Source organism: Gluconobacter sp. Dm-44 (assembly GCF_018256175.1).
GTDB lineage: Bacteria > Pseudomonadota > Alphaproteobacteria > Acetobacterales > Acetobacteraceae > Gluconobacter > Gluconobacter cadivus.
The window spans coordinates 1-18,817 of record NZ_JAERLZ010000011.1 but is presented as its reverse complement, the minus strand read 5'-3'; the positions used below and the strand labels follow the sequence as shown (position 1 = coordinate 18,817).

Sequence of the window (18,817 nt, the reverse complement as noted above, 5' to 3'; positions counted from 1 at the left end):
TCAAAGGTCAATTTTGGCTGTAACAAGAGCAGCGAAACTTCCGGCAACATAGTATGTCGGCGACCCTTGGGATGCGATGGTGCTGCCATAGATCCCTCGTGCTGCGCGTGAGGACGCTGCGACACCAGCCACACCGGAGAGATACTTGTTATCGCCGACATTCATAAGATTCAGCCTGATTTCGGGATGTGTGTGGAAGATCTTCGGTGCACGATAACCAAAGTTCATATCCGCGTTGACATATCCTGGCATGGCTTGATCGTTCATGAAAGTTGAGAACTGCCGTCCGACATACTTGACGGAAAAGCCTGCGAAATATGTTCCATCATCATAGTCGAGCCCGACGGATGCCTGCACATTCGGGCTGCGCACAGCAGTTTTTCCAGCCGTTGGAAGATAGTCTGCTCCAACCTTGTAGTTGTTATCGATCGTTGCGTGCAGATATTCTGCCGAGATGTAGGGGCGCAGATGATGCCACGGGCGCAGACCAATCTCGATGTCTACGCCGCGCGACGTCTGGCCGCCTGCATTGATGTTCTGGGTAATCTGCGCGTTGTTGATCGTAACCTGTGTAGAAACCTGACGGTTCGTGAAGTTATAGTTGAAGAATGTGATGGAGCCGTCCAGGATGTCGCCCTGATAGCGGTAACCAAGTTCTTCAGAGATCGAATACTCAGTTTTCTGGGCAGTATTGGCCTGCGTCGCCACTTTTCCGGTTGATGCGCTGTAGGTGTTGTAGAGCGCATTCAGCGTTGGTGTGCGGAAATTGGTCGCAACGTCTGCAAAGATCTGGCTATGACTGTCAATACGATAACGTGCACCCAGATTAGGCGTCGCAACGGCTGCATTCATGGTGGTGCGGTATTGTGCGCCAGGCAGGTAGTTGTACCCGATGCGGGTTACCATAGACTCCTTGATTCCGGCTTCCACTCGCAGACGATTATGCAGTGCGTTGAACGTGTCACCGAAGAACAGAGTATTGACGCGTGTGATGGTCAGGTTGTCATAACTTGCAAGGCGTGTGCCATCAGCCAGTTTTACGTTTCCCAGATATCCCCAGACATTTGCCGGTCCGCCATTTTCTCCAATCGCACTGTATGGATTGACCATGCGCTGCCTGGACCAGTCGAACCAGTATCCAAATACCAGCGTATGCTTGCCAATAGTATAATGAACTTTTGAGACAAGACCGGGGCGATAAACGTAAGGTGTACCAAACGGCGTATACATCATCACCTTATCGGTGGTCGTGCCATTACCGTTCAGGTCGATGCTGTATTTTTGTGTCCCGGAATAGATGGCGTTTTCAGACAGAAGGGACGCCGAGGCGATCGTGCCAGAATTCCAGTAAAAATACGGCGTGAAATCAAACCCGAGTTTGTCATTGACGACGATATTCTGCGGCGCGCTCAGGATCAGAACGCGATAAGGACTCTGGTGCAGTTTCCAGTATTTGGTGTCTGTCGGCGAAAAATCTCTGCTATAATTCGCGCCTCGACCATATTCCTGCCAGGCAGACAGGGAGGGGTTCAGGTAAGCCACCTTCATGGAATCATCAAAGGTCAGTGCAACAGTGCTTCGGCTTCCGTTCATCCAGTCTTTGACCATTTTGGCGTCAATATGCTGCTTGTGATCGTCTCCAGCACCACGGAAATGCGGCTCTTCCAGATGTGACCATGCGACGAAAGCCCGCATTCCGGTGTTACCGATATCGCCGCTCTGAAGACGAACATATTCGCGATGTGTGTTGTAAGACCCGAAAGACCCTGCAATCGTGGCGCCCATTTTGTGAGACGGATCAAGCAGGTTCATCGACACAATTCCGCCTGAAGCCCCAATGACGGGAGAGTCCAGATTAGCGGACCCCTGCTGCATCGTCACTTCACGCAGGTTCTCGGAATCCACCCATTCGGTTGGAAAAGCCATGTAGGAACCGATATCGTTCAGAGGCGCACCCTCGACGGTGAAGCCGATCTGATCGCTGTTCATGCCACGGATCGTCATGTTGCCGCTTACCATCCCGAAGGGGTCAGCGCTGGCGACATTGGCACCGGGAAGATTGCCGAGCAGCTTGAAGACGTTAGGTGTAGGTGCCTGCTTGGCGATATAGGCCTGAGTAATCTCGCTGCGTGATTTCGTACCATTCTGGGGAGCCATGCGGCCGCCTGCCACGGATTCCGCGGACACCCGGATGACTTCTGGCCGGGAAGGGAAGGGCTTCACGCTCTTGCCGGTGGCGGAAGAGTGGCGCTTCTCCCCGACGTGCTTTGTATCCGCAACAGGAGCAGCGTAGGCTGCCATACAGAACATATTGCCGATAACGGCGGTACTCAGGAAGGTTGAAGCACGCATGGAAGAAGCTCTCAAACACTGCGGAGACGCCAGAAAGGCCCGAATCTCTCCCGACGCTGGCACAAAACAGTGACTGAATCGGCAAAGACGTATTAGGTTGTTATAGGACGTCTTGGTATCGGGTTTCGGTGTGCTCTTCAATCCAAAAGTGAAACGTTTTCTGGAATTTTTTCTTTATGCCTAACGCCATGTTCTCGTCAGCGCTTGATACGAATGGCCCGACGCCGCTTTACCTTCAGGTTGGACATCATATTTCCGGGTTGATTGGCAAGGACAGCCGTTTCATGGAGCGGCTCCCATCCGAGGCTGAGCTATGTCTGATGTATGGTGTTAGTCGCATTACCATCCGTCAGGCGTTGTCCTATCTCGCTGAACGGGATGTCGTCGTCCGGCAGCATGGACGAGGGACATTCGTAGGGGCCCTGCATCGGCCGGGGCGGCAGAAAACAATTCATTCGTTTTTTGAAATTCTGGCCGGAAAAGGTTTGAGCCCAGAAATGGCGTTGCTGGATTACCAGATGCGCCGTCCTCCTGAAGAAGTTGCTCTGGCTTTATCATCAGATGACGAGACATTGTTCATTCGTCGTGGTTATCGGTCCGAAGAAGGACCTTTGGGAGTGACAGAAGTTTTTTATCCCGCCCGGCTTGCCCCTCTTGTGTCACCTGACCTTGCTGCTTCCATGACATCAACAGCGATCCTTCGGGATATTTTTAAGTTTCAGGTTGCCCATGCAGATATTTCCATCGGCCTGTCCAAAGCTTCGGCTGATGTCGCTCAGTGGCTCAGTGTTTCCGAGCAGTCTGCTCTGATGCGTATCAAGCGCGTAACGACGTGCCTCGGAGAAGGTGTCTGTGAGTACAGCCGGCTGCTGGTGACGGAGGGTAGCGCAGATTTTCGTATTGGCGCCGATGGTGAGATGTTGACCGACGGAGTGCTGTGACCTTTCTTTTCCGGGAGAGGGGTGGCGTCCGGATAGTCGCAACTTCAAAGACTTTTGACGCGGATATTCCTGTCATCCGACCGGTTTTCGGATACTCAGACCCGAACGGATCGGGCCGCTTTTCATGGCAAGGATGCAGAGCCTGCCTGACCAGCGTGAATGCCGGCAGTCAACGTATTCCTGTTTCGGATGAGACGGCATTGGCGTCCCACAACATTAGGAGAGAGGTGATTGCTGCATCCAGATCTCCTGATGTTGCTCCATCCCGGGCTTCGCATGTCATGCCGTGGAAAAATGTCGCGAGAATATTGGGCAGGGCCTCAGTTACGGGGCAATCCCGAAGATCGCCGTTGGCAACGGCGCGCTTTACGCACGCCCGTAGGCCAGCCCGCGTCTGCTGCCGCTGTTCACTAAGAAGAGCCTGAACAGACTGGTTCTCGGGCGAACAATTACTGGCACCTGAAACGATCAGGCATCCGCAAGGATGTGTCCGAGCCGCCTGCATGTCCGCTGAACAGCGTAACGTTCGCTCAATCGCATCGCGTGGTGACAGACTCTCGTCCCATAAGGGCGCCATGACCTGTCCGTAGGTCGCCAGATAATGCTGCACGACTTCGTGGAAGAGGGCTTCCTTTGAGCCGAACGCAGCGTAGAAGCTTGCTGGCGAAATGTTGCCCATGCAGGTCTTGAGCTGCGTCAGGGACGTTGGCTCATATCCTTGTGCCCAGAAAAGTGTGGTGGCCGCATCAATCGCCTTGTCCCTGTCAAACTCACGGGGACGCCCGGTCCGCGCCATGCTGCCACTCCTTCTGAAAGACTTTTATATTAAGTGATCCAGAAATAATTGCCAAGATTTTGCACCTCTCATATATAGATCGAACGATCCATATATGAGAGCCATATGACCCTCGATACGACAGCCTCTCGCAAGAAGCTCGATGGCGGACTGCCTCTAGCCGGTTTGCTCGCACTGGCGATGACAGGCTTTATCTGCATCATGACCGAAACTCTCCCGGCGGGCCTGTTGCCTCAGATTGGAGCTGACTTACATATTTCCCCGGCGCTGGCAGGACAGATGGTGACGGCCTATGCTTTTGGGTCCCTGAGTGCTGCGATCCCGCTGACACTTGCTACTCAGAGATGGCGGCGGAGACGGGTTCTTCTGCTGGCGATCATTGGTTTTGTAGTCTTTAATTCCGTCACGGCATTTTCAAGGCATTATGGAGTGACCCTTGTTGCCCGCTATGGCGCGGGGGCTGCGGCAGGGCTCGCCTGGGCCCTGCTGGCGGGTTATGCGCGCAAGATGGTGACGCGCTCTCAGCAGGGGCGCGCTCTGGCCATTGCCATGGTAGGCACACCGATCGCACTTTCTCTGGGTGTTCCGGCTGGAACATGGCTGGGCGTTGCTGTGGGCTGGAGACTGGCCTTCGCGATCATGTCAGGATCAACTCTACTGCTGATCCTCTGGGTTCTGACGAGCGTTCCTGATTTTCCGGGGCTTGCGCACCACGAACGTCAGCCGTTCGGGCATGTTCTGCGAACTCCGGGCGTACGGTCTGTGCTGGGCGTTGTGATAACCTGGATGCTCGCGCATAATGTGCTCTACACCTATATCGTGCCGTTCATCACACCTACCGGGTTGGCGCCCCACGCAGATGGTATTCTTCTGCTGTTTGGTATTGCTGCGTTGGCTGGCATCTGGCTGACCAGTCGCACGGTCGATCACGCCCTGCGGCTTTCCGTTCTGGTCAGTCTGGCAATATTCGCCGTTGTTGCGGTTATTTTTGCAATCGGATCAGCGTCGCCACTAGTGATCATAATGGGGGTCGCGATATGGGGCCTGACATTCGGCGGTGCTGCGACGTTGCTTCAGACAGCACTGGCCGATGCGGCCGGTGAGGGGGCGGACGTCGCATTGTCGATGAATGTCGTCGTCTGGAATAGCGCCATCGCGGGAGGTGGAATTCTGGGCGGTGTGTTGCTTGAAACCTGGGGAGTTGTATCGTTTCCCTGGGCTGTAATGGGGCTTGCGGTTGCTGGGTTCCTGATCGTCTGGCAAGCCCGGTTCCACGGATTTCCACCTGGCCACCGTCTCGGGCATGGGGACTAAGAATACGATTTGGACGGGTGTGCCGTTTCAGGAGGAAGAAAGGTATTTATGCCAACGACGGTTCGCCGCGTTTTATCTGAACCTGCGTTGGGGCCAGCGTGAAAGCGATTGTCACCTGTCTGCTGACCTGCTCTCCCTAATTGTCAGAAATAGCCATGACCGATCTCGCAAAACAGACCCTTCCGGTTTTTCTTGACCTGGAAAGCGGGAGAAGCCAGCGATGAGGATATGGACACCATCAGCCTCTTCGCCCTGCTTCTGACACTCTCGGCAGCGTTCAGTATTCTCAATCATCACACGCTTCGTGTTCCTGTGACGATTGGCGTGCTGGTCTTTTCATTGCTGGCGTCTCTGCTGATCATGATCCTGAATCCGTTGATTCCGGCTTATGACCTTCAGGCTCTTTCGAGATCCGTGCTTGGGGCCATCAATCTTCCCACGGCTCTTCTGAATGGCGCATTGTCTCTCCTTCTGTTTGCCGGGGCCATGCAGGTAGATGTCGATCATCTCAGCGCAAAGCTGGCCTCCGTGGCTGCCCTCTCTGTTCTGGGAACCGTTCTGGCTGTTGCCTTTCTGGCGATCGCGACATGGTGTGTCCTCCCCCTGTTGGGTCATACTATTCCTTTCACGTGGTGCATCGTCCTTGGGGCCATTCTCGCGCCAACCGACCCGGTTTCGGTTGTCGGCATGCTGAAACGTCTCGGATTGCCGAGGCCGATTCAGGCCGTTTTCGCAGGCGAGAGCCTGTTTAATGACGGCGTGAGCGTGGTGATTTTTGGCGTCACGATCGGACTAGCGACCGGGAGCAGTCAAGGCGTGACTGCCTCCGAGATCGCTCTGAGTTTTTGCCGCGAGGCGATTGGTGGCGGCCTGCTGGGCGCGCTGACCGGATGGGTTGCACTCCGTGTGCTTAAAGGACAGCGCGACCCGCACATTGACCTGTTGACGTCATTGGCTTTGGCGACTGGAACCTTCAGTATCGCCAACCAGCTTGGCATGTCGGGGGCGATTGCCGTCGTGGCGGCGGGGCTGTGCTTTGGAACAAGCTATAGCCATTCCATTTTTGACGAAGCGTCTCGCAAAGACCTCAACGTTGCGTGGACCCTCATTGACGAGGTGCTGAACGTCCTGTTGTTCATGCTGATCGGTTTCGAAATTCTTGAAATTACGCCAAATATTTTTGCGATATTGGCGACGCTTGCCGTAATCCCGCTGTCCATTGCCGTACGGGCTTTGAGTGTGCTGCTTTCAACGCTTCCGGTTCACCTTAGGCAATGGGAGCGGGGCCGGGTTCTTGGGATCCTGACCTGGGGCGGTCTGCGTGGCGGCATTTCGGTTTCGCTGGCGCTTGGGCTCCCGCCCGGAAACTTGCGCGATCTGCTGCTGCCAGTCTGTTACGGGGTCGTCGTATTTACCATTATCGTGCAGGGACTGACCATGGAACGGGTTGCCCGCAGGCTTTACCCGTCCTCTGATCTGGAGTGAGAAGGTAGGCTGGGCCTTCTCTCCTTGAAGGCCAGTCCCATCAGCAAAAATGTAGATTTGTGGTTTTACAAACAGATCCTGTTCCATTTTCAATAATGACCGCGGATTGTGAAACTGAAGGTTCTGGGCTCTCCGAAGATCATCCCGTCATAAAATCCGGCCTGTCTGACATAGGTCTTGTCCGTCAGATTGGTGATGTTGCCAGCAACGTCGATCCACTTGGCCAAACGGTAGCGCGCCATAAGATTGATGAGCGTGTAACCACCCACACGCAGGTTGGAACTGTCATATTTCCCGTTGCCGAGCGGGCGGCCAGGATTGGTGGTCCATTCTGTGCTCGTCTGGCTGGAAACACCGCCGCCTATGGTCAGACGATGCAGCACACCGGGAAATGTATAGCTTGTGGTCAGGCGCACGAGATGATGTGGGTCCTGCCGATAGCTCAGACCTTTTTCGTAAAGATAGCTATAACCGAAGAAGACATTCCAGCCCGGCAGAAGCTCGCCTGAAGCGTCAAGATCAATGCCTTCGGTTTTGACGCCATTGACGGATCGGTAAATGGACTCGCCCGTCGTTGTGTTGGTGGCACCCGTCGCTTCCGCCACATTGCTCTGTCTGTTCAGATAAAAAGCAAGAGAAGTATTCAGGCGTTGTTTGAAGAACGCCCCCTTCAGACCCGTTTCATAACTTTTTCCCATCACAGGGCTGAGAGGCTGATTGTTGGCATCTCTCAGATTGGATTGGGGGGTGAAGATATTGGTGTAACTGCCATAAACGGACATCGTCTTTGTAAAATCATACACCATGCCTGCATAAGGCGTCAGAACGGCATTCTGGCGTCCTGTTCCTGTCGCGCCCGAATACTGGTTCTGCACATTATATGTACCACTATAAGCTTCGTAGGTACTTACCCGACCACCAAGGATCAGCGAAAGGCCTTTGGCAAGGATGAAGCGGCCTGATGTGTAGGCTCCGTAATTGCGCGTCACATCGACTTCGCGTGCTTTTGTTCGATGCGTCATAAAATCCGGATACGAACCATCCCAGGTCTGCCAGTTGGCAATGGGCAGCCCTGCCGCACGATACTGGCAGCCCGAATAGGGCGTAACACCCGCAATGCTGCAATTTCCAAGCGCTTTGCTGAATGTGTATTGTGTCAGCTCGTCATTATACCCGTTGAAACCGAAAACGATCTGATGCTCGTGTCCAAGAAAATGGATCGGGCCCGAGATATGAACATCCGCATTATCACGCGCATCGGCATATTCTGCGTGAAGCGCGTTGAGGTAGCCACCTGTGCCATCCTGATTCCAGAAACCGGCATAGCCCCCGACATTTTTGGCGGCATTGTTGATTTTGGCAACGCCCAGATTGCTGTAGGAACTGCCCTGCGTCCGCATATAGCCGACCTTGAGGTGCCAGCCTGCTGAAAAATCATGATCGTAATTGATGAAAGCCGTGTACTGGTCGCGGGTAGCCTGGCTCCAGTCCGCTGCCGGGTTGGTGCTGCGGGGCAGGTGCGTGCGTGTACCGTCAGCATACCAGATCGGAACGTTGGTTCCCCATGAGGCGCCGTCATTGCGGGTTCGTTCATACTGGAAGCCAAAACTCAGTGTATCCCGCACGGAGAGGTCCGCAGCGAAATTGGCAAGCGCGCCCAAACGATTGACGTGCTCCCGGACACGGAATGTATCCGTGTCATCCCATGTGAAGACATATCTGCTGCGGATCGTGCCGGAATGATTCAGCGGAGTGTTGATATCCGCCATGACACGATGCTCATTCCAGTTGCCCAGTCGAAGCAGGCCATTCGCTGAGAAGTCTTTGGTTGGCGTTTTGCGCTGCAAATAAATGGTTGCGGACGGATCACCTGTCCCGCCCAGAAGACCATTGGCGCCACGGACGATCTGGACATTCTCATACAGGTCCATATTCATGGATGACCCAACACCACCGAAGCTTGTAGTGGCATCAATCTGCATGCCATCGATCTTGTAGTTTGTGATGTTGAAACCACGCGCACGATAAGTCGTACGACCGGCATTATCGTTGGCGTAGGATGTGACACCAGGTGTGGTGTTCAGGACGTCATCCAGGCTGTTGATCTGCTGATCGTCCATGACCTGTCGTGTCATGACCGTTACGGTCTGGGGCGTTTCGCGAAGACTGAGAGGAAGTCCCGTGGATGCGCTGGTGGAAGGGGCGGTATAGCTTCCACGATCCCATCTCTGGGAACGGACGATGATATTTTCAGCTGTGGGAGCAGTTTTGTCGCGCGCTGCCGGTGGCCCCGCATCCTGATCTTTTCCTGAATGCGTCTTCAATGACGCTTTTTTCTTTTTGGAATCGATACGTTTTTCGGGTTTTTCGAGAGTAGCGGGTTTCTCTTGCATGTCTTCGGCCTGTACCGCGGCAGGAGCCACGGTAGCCAGGAATGTGGAGGCCAGAAGGCTGGTTATGGCGTAACGCGTTACAGGGCGCAGGTTCACGTCAGCAGGTCCCAATCGGAAATTCACATGATAATCATTATCATTTGCACATCGATAGCAGCGTGATTTTGAAATGAAAAGAAACGCATTTATTACAAATTATACCAAAATATATCTTTTCAAATCGGGACGGAACCAGGCGCCTGCGACCACTAGGTCGTCAGTACCTGGCGCCGAGACAGGCGATTTTTTGATTACGAGAGATGTCTTTGCACAGTATGCAGGTGTTTCTTGAGCGCGTTTGGAATTGGTTCGAGGTCGCAGGAACCAAAATCTGGTCCCTACGATTTCTACTCGTTCAGAAACATTGATAATCAGGCGGTTTTTCTAACTGCCTTCGTCGTTATTCTTGGTCACTAGACAAGAAGACAACGATTCTTCATGCATTCTATTTTTTCGCGAGCACTGTTTTCACGGCCGCAAGGCCCGGATAGAGCGTGCGATAGCCCGCATAGGCAGCCTCATACGCATGACGCAGCGCTTCATTGGGGGTAATCGTCTCCGCACGCTCAGGCGACAGACATACGGTTTCCACGTCCTCGCCTGTGACCGCCAGACGTGCCAGCCGCGCGGCTCCAAATGCTCCGCCTGTTTCGCCATTGGCCAAACGATGCAGCGGAATTCCCAGCACTGAGGCCAAGATCGCTACCCACAATGCACTGCGCGACCCGCCGCCGATGACCGCAGCCTCCTTAACTTCAGATCCGGACGCCCTTAACCCCTCCAATGCATCGCGAAACGAAAATGCAACTCCTTCAAGCACAGCCTGAGTCATTTGCGCGCGTGTCGTATCCTGCGAAAGGAGAGCAAAGCCACCCCGTACCGCTCCGTCATTGTGAGGTGTACGTTCACCTGAAAGATAGGGTGCAAACAGGACGGGAGAAGGGGCTTCGGGTGACACAGGCAATTCGGCCAGAAGCTCTGCTTCTTTCATTCCCGTCACGCGCGACCACCATGCCAGGGATGCCGCAGCCGAGAGCGTTACGCCCATCTGGTGCCATACTCCCGGCACCGCATGACAGAACGCATGAATAGCGTCCCGGGCACCGCCGCGATAGGAATCTGTCGTCACCCAGACTACTCCGGAAGTGCCAAGCGAGAGAAAGGCATCCCCCGGCTTTGTCGCACCCAACCCGACTGCACCGGCTGCATTGTCTCCCGCACTTCCGGCAAAGACTGGCGCTTTGCGCATGCCCCAACGCTGCACGAGATCGGGTTTGAGAACGCCAGCGGCCTCGCTTCCCTCTCTTAACTCCGGCATGTGGGAGAGTGAAAGCCCTGTTGCAGACAGCGCTTCTTCCGACCAGCGGCGCTGTCCGACATCAAGCCATAACGTGCCCGATGCGTCGGACATGTCTTCGATCGCCTCGCCCGTCATGGCAAAGCGAAGCCATGCTTTGGGCAGAAGCACGAGACGCGTTTTCGCGAAAATGTCCTTTTCATGTTCTGCGACCCAGATCAGCTTCGGCGCGGTGAAGCCCGGCATGGCGATGTTGCCGGTCACTGCGCGGCTCTCAGGGAAACGATGCTCAAATATCGCGCACTCGGCCTCGGCCCGCGTATCGTTCCACAATATGCAGGGACGAAGCACCTTACCGCCGCCATCGAGCAGGACCGCGCCATGCTGCTGCCCCGATAGCCCGATGCCCGTAACCTGCGAGACTTCGGACGGATAGGCCTTTGCCAGCGCGTCGATCGCTGCAAGCGTGGCCGCGAGCCAGTCATCCGGGTTTTGCTCGCTCCATCCTTCGTGGGGACGCGAGACCTTCAGTGCCACCGTTTCCGAAGCCAGCACATGCTGCGCTCCGTCCACCAGAACCACCTTGACTCCTGACGTCCCCAGATCAATCCCGATATACATCCCACGTCACCTGCCATTTCAATGGGTTGTAAGTCTGGACCTGTTCGCGCGTCATGGCGCGCCACGTTTATGTGAAGGGTCTCCATTCTCCCAGCCTCCTCCAAGAGAGCGGTACAGATGGGCGACGGAGATCGAGACATTTGCGCTTGATTCAGCCAGAGCGCTCCGGCTGGCCAGAAGGGCATTCTGCGTGGTCAGGACATTGAGGAAGTCTCCTGCTCCCTGACTATACTGAAGCTGCGCGATATGGACGGCGGTCTCGTTTTCCGAGACAGTCTCTTCCAGTCGGTTTCGACGCTCCTGCGCGGCACTCAGGTCCGCCATGGAATCATCGACGTCTTCCCATGCTTTCAGAAGCGTGCGCTGCAACGCAATCGCCGCCTCCTTCTGCTGGGCGCGACGCAGATGGAGCTGTCCCGTCAAACGGCCCCCTTCGAACAGAGGAAGGGTCATGGTTGGACCGAACCCGTACTGCCGCGACGCCCATGAGCCCAACCCGCTGAACTGCAACGCCTGAATATCCAGACTGCCAGACAGTGTTACGCGCGGGAAAAAATCTGCCACGGCAACACCGATACTCGCTGTTGCGGCATGGAGATGGTCTTCTGCCGCTCGCACATCGGGACGGCGCTCGGCCAGTTCGGAGGGCAAACCGACCGGAATGTCAGCAGGGACGGACGGGATGGCTTGAACAGACCCGAGCGTGTCTTTCAGCGCGCCCGGTTGCTGTGCCGTCAGGAAGCTCAGGGCATTCACGAGGTGCACTTCCTGACTTTTCAGCACAGGAAGACGCGCTTCAAAACCATGCATCTGACCGCGGGAATAGGCGACATCGAGTTTTGTCGCCGTGCCCTGCGCGAACCGAAGTTCTGTGAGTTTCACGCTATGCTTTGCGATATCAATACTCTGCTGCGTGATGCCGATCTGGGTCTGGATATTGCGCAGGCTCAGATAATCCTGCGCGGTTTCTGCCATGAGGGAGACCAGCACGTCGCGGCGCAGTTCGTCCGTCTCATGCATGGCCGCGGTAGCTGCCTCGACCTGACGGCGCACATGCCCCCAGAAATCGACCTCCCATGACGCACTCAGCCCGTATTGCGGTAGGTTGAAAGACGGGTTGCCCTTCGCGCCATCCATAGCCGCCGGTCCAAAACCCTGCTGGCCGCTGGCGATCTCGCCGGGCCCGGCCTGTTGCATGGTTCCCAGAAGGCCGAGAATACCGTTCGTGCTGGCGCGTTCACGGGCATAGGACGCAGCACCTTCCATATGCGGCATCTGCGCCGCACTGGCGATCCGGCGTTCTGCCTGACTTTCCGTGAAATGCAGGGCGGCTTCACGCAGATCGAGATTGTTGCGCGCCACATCTTCTTCCAACGCCGTCAGCGTGGGGTCGCGATAGATCCGCCACCATTGTGCATCGACAATGGATGTTTCCTGCGGATGGCTGGCAGCGGGGGCTAGACTCTGATGCCAGTGCGCGGGTGCCTGCGGGTCAGGCCGATGATAGTCTGGTCCGACCGTACAGGCAGACAGCGCGGTGAGCCCCAGAAGAAAGCAGCGTGAGAGGGTGGACATGGAAGCTCTCATTTCCAGAGATACCGTGCGTCATGGGAATGGGTGCCCTCAGGCGTCGAAGACGTGTCGATCCGTGCTTCGACCGACATACCGACACGAACCTTCTCCGCCAGAGGCTGGCCGGGATCGAAGGTCAGTTTGACGGGGACGCGCTGGACCACTTTCGTGAAGTTTCCGGTCGCGTTATCGGGCTGGATCGCAGCGAAAGCCACACCTGTAGCTGGGGCCAGACTGTCCACATGGGCCTTGAGCGGATGACCGGGGAACGTATCGACCCAGACCGTCGCACTCTGGCCGGTCTGGACTTTCGTCAGCTGGGTTTCCTGAAAATTTGCCAGCACATAGGCCTTGCGAACTGGCACGACCGCCAGCAGCCCCGTGCCCGGATGGACATAGGCACCGACACGCACGCCGCGCTCACCCACCACGCCGTCCACCGGCGCGGGAATGGTGCAGTAGGACAGGTTCAGTTCGGCCTGATGCTCGGCACTTTTCGCCTTCAGAAGCGCACCCTGAGCCTTTTCAAGCTGCGCCTTCAGCACCGCGACCTGCTGTTCAGCCGTACTGGTTCCGGCTTTGTCACGGGCAAGGGCTGCGATCGCTTCAAGCTGCCGGGCTTCCGCGCCCTGCTGCTGTTCGATCGTGCTCGCGCCCCCTGCTGACAGATTGCGATACCGGGCCGCATTCTGCCGTGCAAAAACCAGCGCTGCCTCGTCGGACTGTACGGTATATTTTGCCGCGTCGACGATAGAACCCTGACGGTCCAGCAGGGCCTGGAGATTGTTCACATCGCCCTGAGCCGCAGCCGTATCGCCATGCGCGGCATCCAAAGCCGCGCGGTAATCGTCGTCCTCGATATGGGCAAGTTCTTCCCCAGCATGGACGTATTCATTGTCCTCGGCCAGCACCCGGTCGATACGCCCGGAGACCTTCGGAGCCACGGTCGTGAAATCAGCCGTGACATAGGCATCGTTGGTTTCCTGACGGATACCATCGCCCACGAAGAAACGATCCGCCGTCCAGGCGAGGCCGGTCAGCAGGACGACCGCACATCCGGCCAGAAGAAGAGGTTTTCCGTAAATCATATCAAGGCAGGTCCGTCAGTGCGCGGTGGCGGGAAGGGAGGAAGGAGCGGGTTCGCGGGCGGCGGCAGGCATGGCCGGAGCAGACCCCTTGCCGGGCGGATAGACGCGTTTCGGCAGCACGGCGGTCAGCGCGACATAAGCAATGCAAAGGCACATCACGACGAAATAGATGTCCACCAGTGCCAGTGTGATCGACTGCTCGTGCAGATAGGTGTGGAAGATCTGAAGCGTATTGCGCGCCACATGATCGCCGTCAGGCGAACTGTTGCTGATCGCTCGGTGGATCGGATCACCCATACCGGACAGCGCCGTGGCGTTATTGCCCGCCCGGTCCAGCAGCATCGTGGAGTGATACTGTTCCCGACGGCGGAGCAGGATTTCGAAAATGGCGGCAGCGAACGCATTGGCCATGCCCTTGAGCATGTTGACCATGCCCGAGATGAACGGCCCGTCCGCCGGCCCCAGAGACATGGTGGCCAGCATCAGCACCGGGATCACAACCATTGGCTGACCGAGGATCTGTAGTGCCTGCAGGAGATAGAAATTGTCCCGCACCCAGTCCGGCGTCAGCCAGGTTCCAAGGAACGCTGCCAGCGCCAGACACGACATGCCGAACGCCAGTACATATCGGCAGTCCACCCGCGCCGAATTGCAGAGCGCAGCCGTCAGCGGCAGCATGATGAGTTGGGGCAGGGCAACTGTCAGCGCGACCGGAGCCGCCTGAATGGGCCGGTATCCCCTCACGGCTTCCAGATATGTCATCGGGACTTCCATCATCAGACCGCAGATGATGAGCACACCCACAAGGGTCAGCAGAGACATCGTGATATTGCGGTTCTTCCAGTACTGAAGCCGGAAAAACGGGCTGTGATGGTGCCATTCATGGAACAGAAACCCCACGAACAGCGCACCGCCCCAGAATGTCAGATGGGAGATGATCGGCGAGCGGAACCAGTCCAGCCGGTCCCCCTGATAGAGCACTGTCACCACACACAGGATGGATGGCACGCCAATGAAGAAGCCACGCCAGTTGAAGTTCCGGAACCGTTCGAAATGCACCGGATCACGTGGCAGTCCGTAGGCCATCATAGCAATGGCAATGATGCTGAAGGGAATGACCTCCCAATACAACCAGCGCCAGCCCACATGCTCGAACCATATTGCCTCAAGTGGCCCACCCAGATTGGGCCCGAAAGTGGCGCTCATCGCATAGCCGCCAATGCCGAACACCTTGATGGGCGGCGGCAGGTATTTCAGCATGACCGTCATCAGGACGGGTGGCAGACAGCCCGCGCTCAGCCCCTGTGCGGCGCGAAGAAAGCATAGCGAGACCATGTCAGGCATGAAGGGCAGGGGGATCGACAGCATGGCGAGCACGGCCGTCATGAAGATCGAAAACCGATAGATCGAGAACGTCATGTAGAACCAGGGCGTGAACGCCATGGCCGCAATGTTGAAGGCCTCGTAGATCGAGGTGAACCACGTGCCCTCATCGTGCCCGATATGCATTGCGCCGCGGATATCGGCGAGGCCGATTTCGGTGACGTGTTCGTTGAACCCGGCGACATGCACGGCCAGCAGCATCCCAAGGCAGCCGACAACGGTCCGCATACCGAAAGGGGGAATGTAAGACGGCTGCGCGGGCGGCGCACCCGCCAAGGGCGAGGCTGCTGGTTGCATTATGGGGTCTCTTTCGTTGCCCCCCAGCCATTATCCAGAGCGGACAGGTCCGAAAACCCACGTTTGCAGCAGGTGACGTTTCCATTTTTCGGAAGGGTTATCAAAAACTCTTCCATTTCAGGCTGAAAGCACGAAAATATACTGGAAAGCCTTAGGAAACGGAGAGAGCAATGGCCAAACGAGCTGACAGTCACAGACGCTATGATCTCGACCTGCTGCGCTATCTTCAGGTTCTTGTGGAGGAAGAAAGCGTCTCGCAGGCAGCGCGTCGGCTGAAGGTAAGCGATGCCGCCATGAGCCGCCATCTCGCAACGCTACGCACCGTATTTGGAGATCCTATTCTGGTTCTTTCCGGGCGCCGGATGATGGCCACAGCCTTCGCCAGCCGCATTCGTGACCGGGTCCAGAACATCGTGCGCGAGGCAGATGCACTGGTGAATGACAGCGAAACGCTCAATCTGCGCCATCTCTCGCCGCGCTTTACGATCCGCGCCAATGACCTTGTCGTCAGTGCGTTCGGGCATGTCATTCTGATGGCTCTCAAGCAGGAATGTCCAAATTGCAGCGTTGTGTTCGCTCCCGAAACGGAGGAGCCCGCCAGTGAGGCTCTGCGCAACAGCAAGATTGATCTTTATGTTGGTGCTACGGACGATCTGCGCCCTGAAATCATGCGTCAGACCCTCTTCCTGACGTCATTCCGAGCCATGGTGCGCGAAGGGCACCCTATTTTTGCGCAAGGAATCACCCCGCAAACGCTGGTGGAATATGATCACATCAGCGTGTCGAGAAAAGGTCGTCTTTACGGCCCGATAGATAATGTTCTTCAAGAGTATTACGGCCTGACTCGACCCATCGCCATGGTCGTGCCGACTTACCATTCCATGATCGAGACTATGCGGGAGACGGACATGATCCTTCCTCTACCTGATATCGTGATCGACCGTCTTCCACTTTCGCAGATCCAGCTTGAGGCTTTCGACTTCCCGTTCGATCTTCCTCCCGTCACGTCTTTTCAGGCCTGGCATCCGCGCGTAGACTCAGATGGCGTTCATCGCTGGCTGCGCGACACGGTTCTTCAGGTCATCCGGCGCGAACTCGTCCGTCTCAGGCGACCGACGAGGCAGTGAATCATGCATAAAGCAGTGAGGTTCACGTGCTATGTTAAGGTAATGTCGGATGCTTATCGCGCTGAGATTGTTGAATAACTCGGGGCGAGCGACTGAGCTATCACTTGCCAATTCCCATAGGCACGAAAGATGCGGTGAAGAGTGCGCGGATTTTTCCGGTATTCAGCTACTAAAGCGGGTCATATGCACCAAATTTGCACATTGTGACACGGTGAACGCTCGTTTAGGAAGCGGGAAACTTAGGCCGGGATCAACGGGATTGAAGCGGACACTGTCACTTTCATGACTGTTTTCTCTACCCGTTATCCCACAGCCAGAAAATGATTCAGATCTTGCGCCAGACCAATAGGTCTTTTGTTACCGTGACCCAGAAAGTACAAGACGTTAACGATATCGGAACGTTTTACACCGTATTAACCCTGAAAAGGGATGGACAATGAACCGGCATTTCAAAATTGGTGAAACGACGATTTCCGTGTTGCCTTATTTCCAACCAATTGTATCAATGAAATCTGATCAAATCATTGGTTATGAAGTTTTGAGTAGATTTTTTGATTGTGAAAAACTTCTCGATACCAAGAAAAGTATCGAGTGGTTCGAAAATAAAAAACTCCTTGATGGACTCCTTATTTTTCTTTTGGAATATACTTTCCGTCACCGAATTAAATTCAATCCCAACCTGTTTTTCTCGTTTAATCTTTCACTATCGCAGATATCGGACGCCTGTATTCTTGATGACATCCTGTCCCTCATCAGCCTCTATGAGTTCCCGCACGAGCGCATCAAAATCGAAATTACTGAAAGCGTGATTATTTCTGATCTCGCGCTTTGTACTGAATTTATGACAAAGCTGAATACAACCGGAATTTCCTTCGTCATGGACGATTTCGGCACCGGCTATTCAAGTCTCACGATCCTGAGTTCTTTGCCATTTTCAGGTGTAAAAATTGACCAGAAATTCGTGCATTCCTGTGTCAGTCGTAAGGAGGATAGAAAAATAATATCTGCGATTGTTGGTTTGGCAAACAGTCTCGATATTGACGTGATCGCAGAAGGAATAGAGACGGTCGAGCAGGCAGATCTGCTACGGAAAATCGGGTGTACGAAAGGGCAGGGGTATCTGTTCAGTCCTCCTCGGCCATTAAAAAGGATTGGAAGCCCGAATTCCAATCCGGCGGTACATGCAGAAAACGAATATCAAAGATTATCTATTGAAGAGAGGGCATTTCAAATCTCATCTCTCTATAGCTCGAAAGAAGTTTCGATTTGTTTTATAGATCGAGACTATATCATCCGGGATGCCAGTATGACATTCTGTCGTCGAATTGGTTTTGACAAAAAAGAGGTTATTGGTGCCGATATCCATGTGCTTCTGCCTGATACGCGTACGATGCTCGAATGGTTGAAGTCTTTTAGAGAACGCGGTCTACCTTATCCTCCATACAGATTTACGCGGGAGAGTGGTGACATCGACCTTGTTATGCTGACCCAGGTCAGAGACGAATCAGAAGAAATTCTGGGTTATTCAATTATTTCACTCGAAATCTTTAGCAAGACAGTTAGTGGGATAATGGCGCAGAAACGGGTGAATGTCTGGTAACCTGCGTATTCTTGGACTTGTGACGGTTTTGTGCCGGTATGTGATCTTGTTAGGCGGCTTTAGCCTCGAAACGAGTGGGCTGATGCTGCCGAGATATGAATAGCGTCGTCGCGGGTTATAGAAGCCGTTGACGTACTGGAAGATGGCGTCAGTTGCCTGCCGCCAGAGCATTTCGGCCTTCAGGCTCTTGAAGAAGGTCTCCACAGCTGCATTGTCGAAGCAGTTTCCCTTGTCGGACATGGATGGAATCATCCTGTATTCCGTCTGTTTCTTCTGGAAATCATGTGAGCAATATTGGCTGCAACACCAAGGGAATGACGGCTGGCGCTTGAGACTTTGTGACGACGGATGTGCACTGGTCGGACCCCATTGAGTTTCATCAGAGGTCCTAGGCTCAGGACCTATTAATTTATTGAACTGAGCGAGAGGTTGTGCTTCACAGGCTTACCGATGGAGGGTAGGCCTGTGAGTGAGGTATTTTTGTTGTCTGAGCGCCAGATGGAGCGGATTGA

At 55.0% G+C, this 18,817-nt stretch carries 12 protein-coding genes and 1 pseudogene; 5 read left to right on the top strand and 8 right to left on the bottom strand.

All coding sequences use genetic code 11. The features are described from left to right. A complete protein-coding gene (locus JK213_RS12425; RefSeq protein WP_194262851.1) occupies positions 1-2,352 on the bottom strand; it encodes a TonB-dependent receptor in 2,352 nt (783 codons plus the stop codon). Between the two features lie 176 nt (positions 2,353-2,528). On the opposite strand from JK213_RS12425, the gene JK213_RS12420 reads away from it, so the two are divergent. Next, positions 2,529-3,293 (top strand): GntR family transcriptional regulator, encoded by a 765-nt coding sequence (locus JK213_RS12420; protein ID WP_194262850.1) that lies wholly within the window; start codon positions 2,529-2,531, stop codon positions 3,291-3,293. Between the two features lie 169 nt (positions 3,294-3,462). On the opposite strand, the gene JK213_RS12415 is transcribed toward JK213_RS12420, so the two are convergent. Continuing rightward, entirely contained in the window at positions 3,463-4,089 is a 627-nt protein-coding gene (locus JK213_RS12415; protein ID WP_194262849.1) for a TetR/AcrR family transcriptional regulator, read from the bottom strand. 105 nt (positions 4,090-4,194) lie between these two features. On the opposite strand from JK213_RS12415, the gene JK213_RS12410 reads away from it, so the two are divergent. Both JK213_RS12410 and JK213_RS12405 read left to right on the top strand, forming a co-directional pair. Beyond that, positions 4,195-5,403, top strand: coding sequence for an MFS transporter (locus JK213_RS12410; protein ID WP_194262848.1), 1,209 nt, complete (start codon positions 4,195-4,197; stop codon positions 5,401-5,403). 228 nt (positions 5,404-5,631) lie between these two features. After that, positions 5,632-6,888, top strand: coding sequence for a sodium:proton antiporter (locus JK213_RS12405; RefSeq protein ID WP_194262847.1), 1,257 nt, complete (start codon positions 5,632-5,634; stop codon positions 6,886-6,888). An 89-nt stretch (positions 6,889-6,977) separates the two neighbouring features. Here the strand turns inward: JK213_RS12405 and JK213_RS12400 are convergent, their stop codons facing one another. The 5 genes from JK213_RS12400 to JK213_RS12380 all read right to left on the bottom strand — a co-directional run bounded on the left by JK213_RS12400 (position 6,978) and on the right by JK213_RS12380 (position 15,578). Beyond that, positions 6,978-9,377 carry a TonB-dependent siderophore receptor gene (locus JK213_RS12400; RefSeq protein ID WP_322783053.1) on the bottom strand — a complete coding sequence of 800 codons (2,400 nt, stop codon included), beginning with the start codon at positions 9,375-9,377 and terminating at the stop codon, positions 6,978-6,980. 388 nt (positions 9,378-9,765) lie between these two features. Further along, a complete protein-coding gene (gene xylB / locus JK213_RS12395; protein ID WP_194262846.1) occupies positions 9,766-11,238 on the bottom strand; it encodes a xylulokinase in 1,473 nt (490 codons plus the stop codon). A 51-nt stretch (positions 11,239-11,289) separates the two neighbouring features. After that, positions 11,290-12,813: an efflux transporter outer membrane subunit gene (locus JK213_RS12390; RefSeq protein WP_408869900.1), complete on the bottom strand. Its 1,524-nt coding sequence runs from the start codon at positions 12,811-12,813 to the stop codon at positions 11,290-11,292. An 8-nt stretch (positions 12,814-12,821) separates the two neighbouring features. After that, entirely contained in the window at positions 12,822-13,898 is a 1,077-nt protein-coding gene (locus JK213_RS12385; RefSeq protein ID WP_194262844.1) for an HlyD family secretion protein, read from the bottom strand. A gap of 15 nt (positions 13,899-13,913) precedes the next feature. Next, positions 13,914-15,578: an MFS transporter gene (locus JK213_RS12380; protein ID WP_194262843.1), complete on the bottom strand. Its 1,665-nt coding sequence runs from the start codon at positions 15,576-15,578 to the stop codon at positions 13,914-13,916. Positions 15,579-15,748: 170 nt separating this feature from the next. On the opposite strand from JK213_RS12380, the gene JK213_RS12375 reads away from it, so the two are divergent. Both JK213_RS12375 and JK213_RS12370 read left to right on the top strand, forming a co-directional pair. Next, positions 15,749-16,705: a LysR family transcriptional regulator gene (locus tag JK213_RS12375; protein ID WP_194262842.1), complete on the top strand. Its 957-nt coding sequence runs from the start codon at positions 15,749-15,751 to the stop codon at positions 16,703-16,705. A 436-nt stretch (positions 16,706-17,141) separates the two neighbouring features. Further along, positions 17,142-18,305 (top strand): EAL domain-containing protein, encoded by a 1,164-nt coding sequence (locus JK213_RS12370; protein WP_194262841.1) that lies wholly within the window; start codon positions 17,142-17,144, stop codon positions 18,303-18,305. A 57-nt stretch (positions 18,306-18,362) separates the two neighbouring features. Here the strand turns inward: JK213_RS12370 and JK213_RS15940 are convergent. Next, positions 18,363-18,605: pseudogene (locus tag JK213_RS15940) on the bottom strand (IS3 family transposase); the annotation flags it as partial. Between the last annotated feature and the right edge of the window lie 212 nt (positions 18,606-18,817).

What these genes read in the sequence shown, in the direction of transcription:
- JK213_RS12425 (WP_194262851.1), bottom strand. Translation starts at nt 2,352, where the DNA reads ATGCGTGCTTCAACCTTCCTGAGTACCGCCGTTATCGGCAATATGTTC.
- JK213_RS12420 (WP_194262850.1), top strand. Translation starts at nt 2,529, where the DNA reads ATGCCTAACGCCATGTTCTCGTCAGCGCTTGATACGAATGGCCCGACG.
- JK213_RS12415 (WP_194262849.1), bottom strand. Translation starts at nt 4,089, where the DNA reads ATGGCGCGGACCGGGCGTCCCCGTGAGTTTGACAGGGACAAGGCGATT.
- JK213_RS12410 (WP_194262848.1), top strand. Translation starts at nt 4,195, where the DNA reads ATGACCCTCGATACGACAGCCTCTCGCAAGAAGCTCGATGGCGGACTG.
- JK213_RS12405 (WP_194262847.1), top strand. Translation starts at nt 5,632, where the DNA reads ATGGACACCATCAGCCTCTTCGCCCTGCTTCTGACACTCTCGGCAGCG.
- xylB (WP_194262846.1), bottom strand. Translation starts at nt 11,238, where the DNA reads ATGTATATCGGGATTGATCTGGGGACGTCAGGAGTCAAGGTGGTTCTG.
- JK213_RS12390 (WP_408869900.1), bottom strand. Translation starts at nt 12,813, where the DNA reads ATGTCCACCCTCTCACGCTGCTTTCTTCTGGGGCTCACCGCGCTGTCT.
- JK213_RS12385 (WP_194262844.1), bottom strand. Translation starts at nt 13,898, where the DNA reads ATGATTTACGGAAAACCTCTTCTTCTGGCCGGATGTGCGGTCGTCCTG.
- JK213_RS12380 (WP_194262843.1), bottom strand. Translation starts at nt 15,578, where the DNA reads ATGCAACCAGCAGCCTCGCCCTTGGCGGGTGCGCCGCCCGCGCAGCCG.
- JK213_RS12375 (WP_194262842.1), top strand. Translation starts at nt 15,749, where the DNA reads ATGGCCAAACGAGCTGACAGTCACAGACGCTATGATCTCGACCTGCTG.
- JK213_RS12370 (WP_194262841.1), top strand. Translation starts at nt 17,142, where the DNA reads ATGAACCGGCATTTCAAAATTGGTGAAACGACGATTTCCGTGTTGCCT.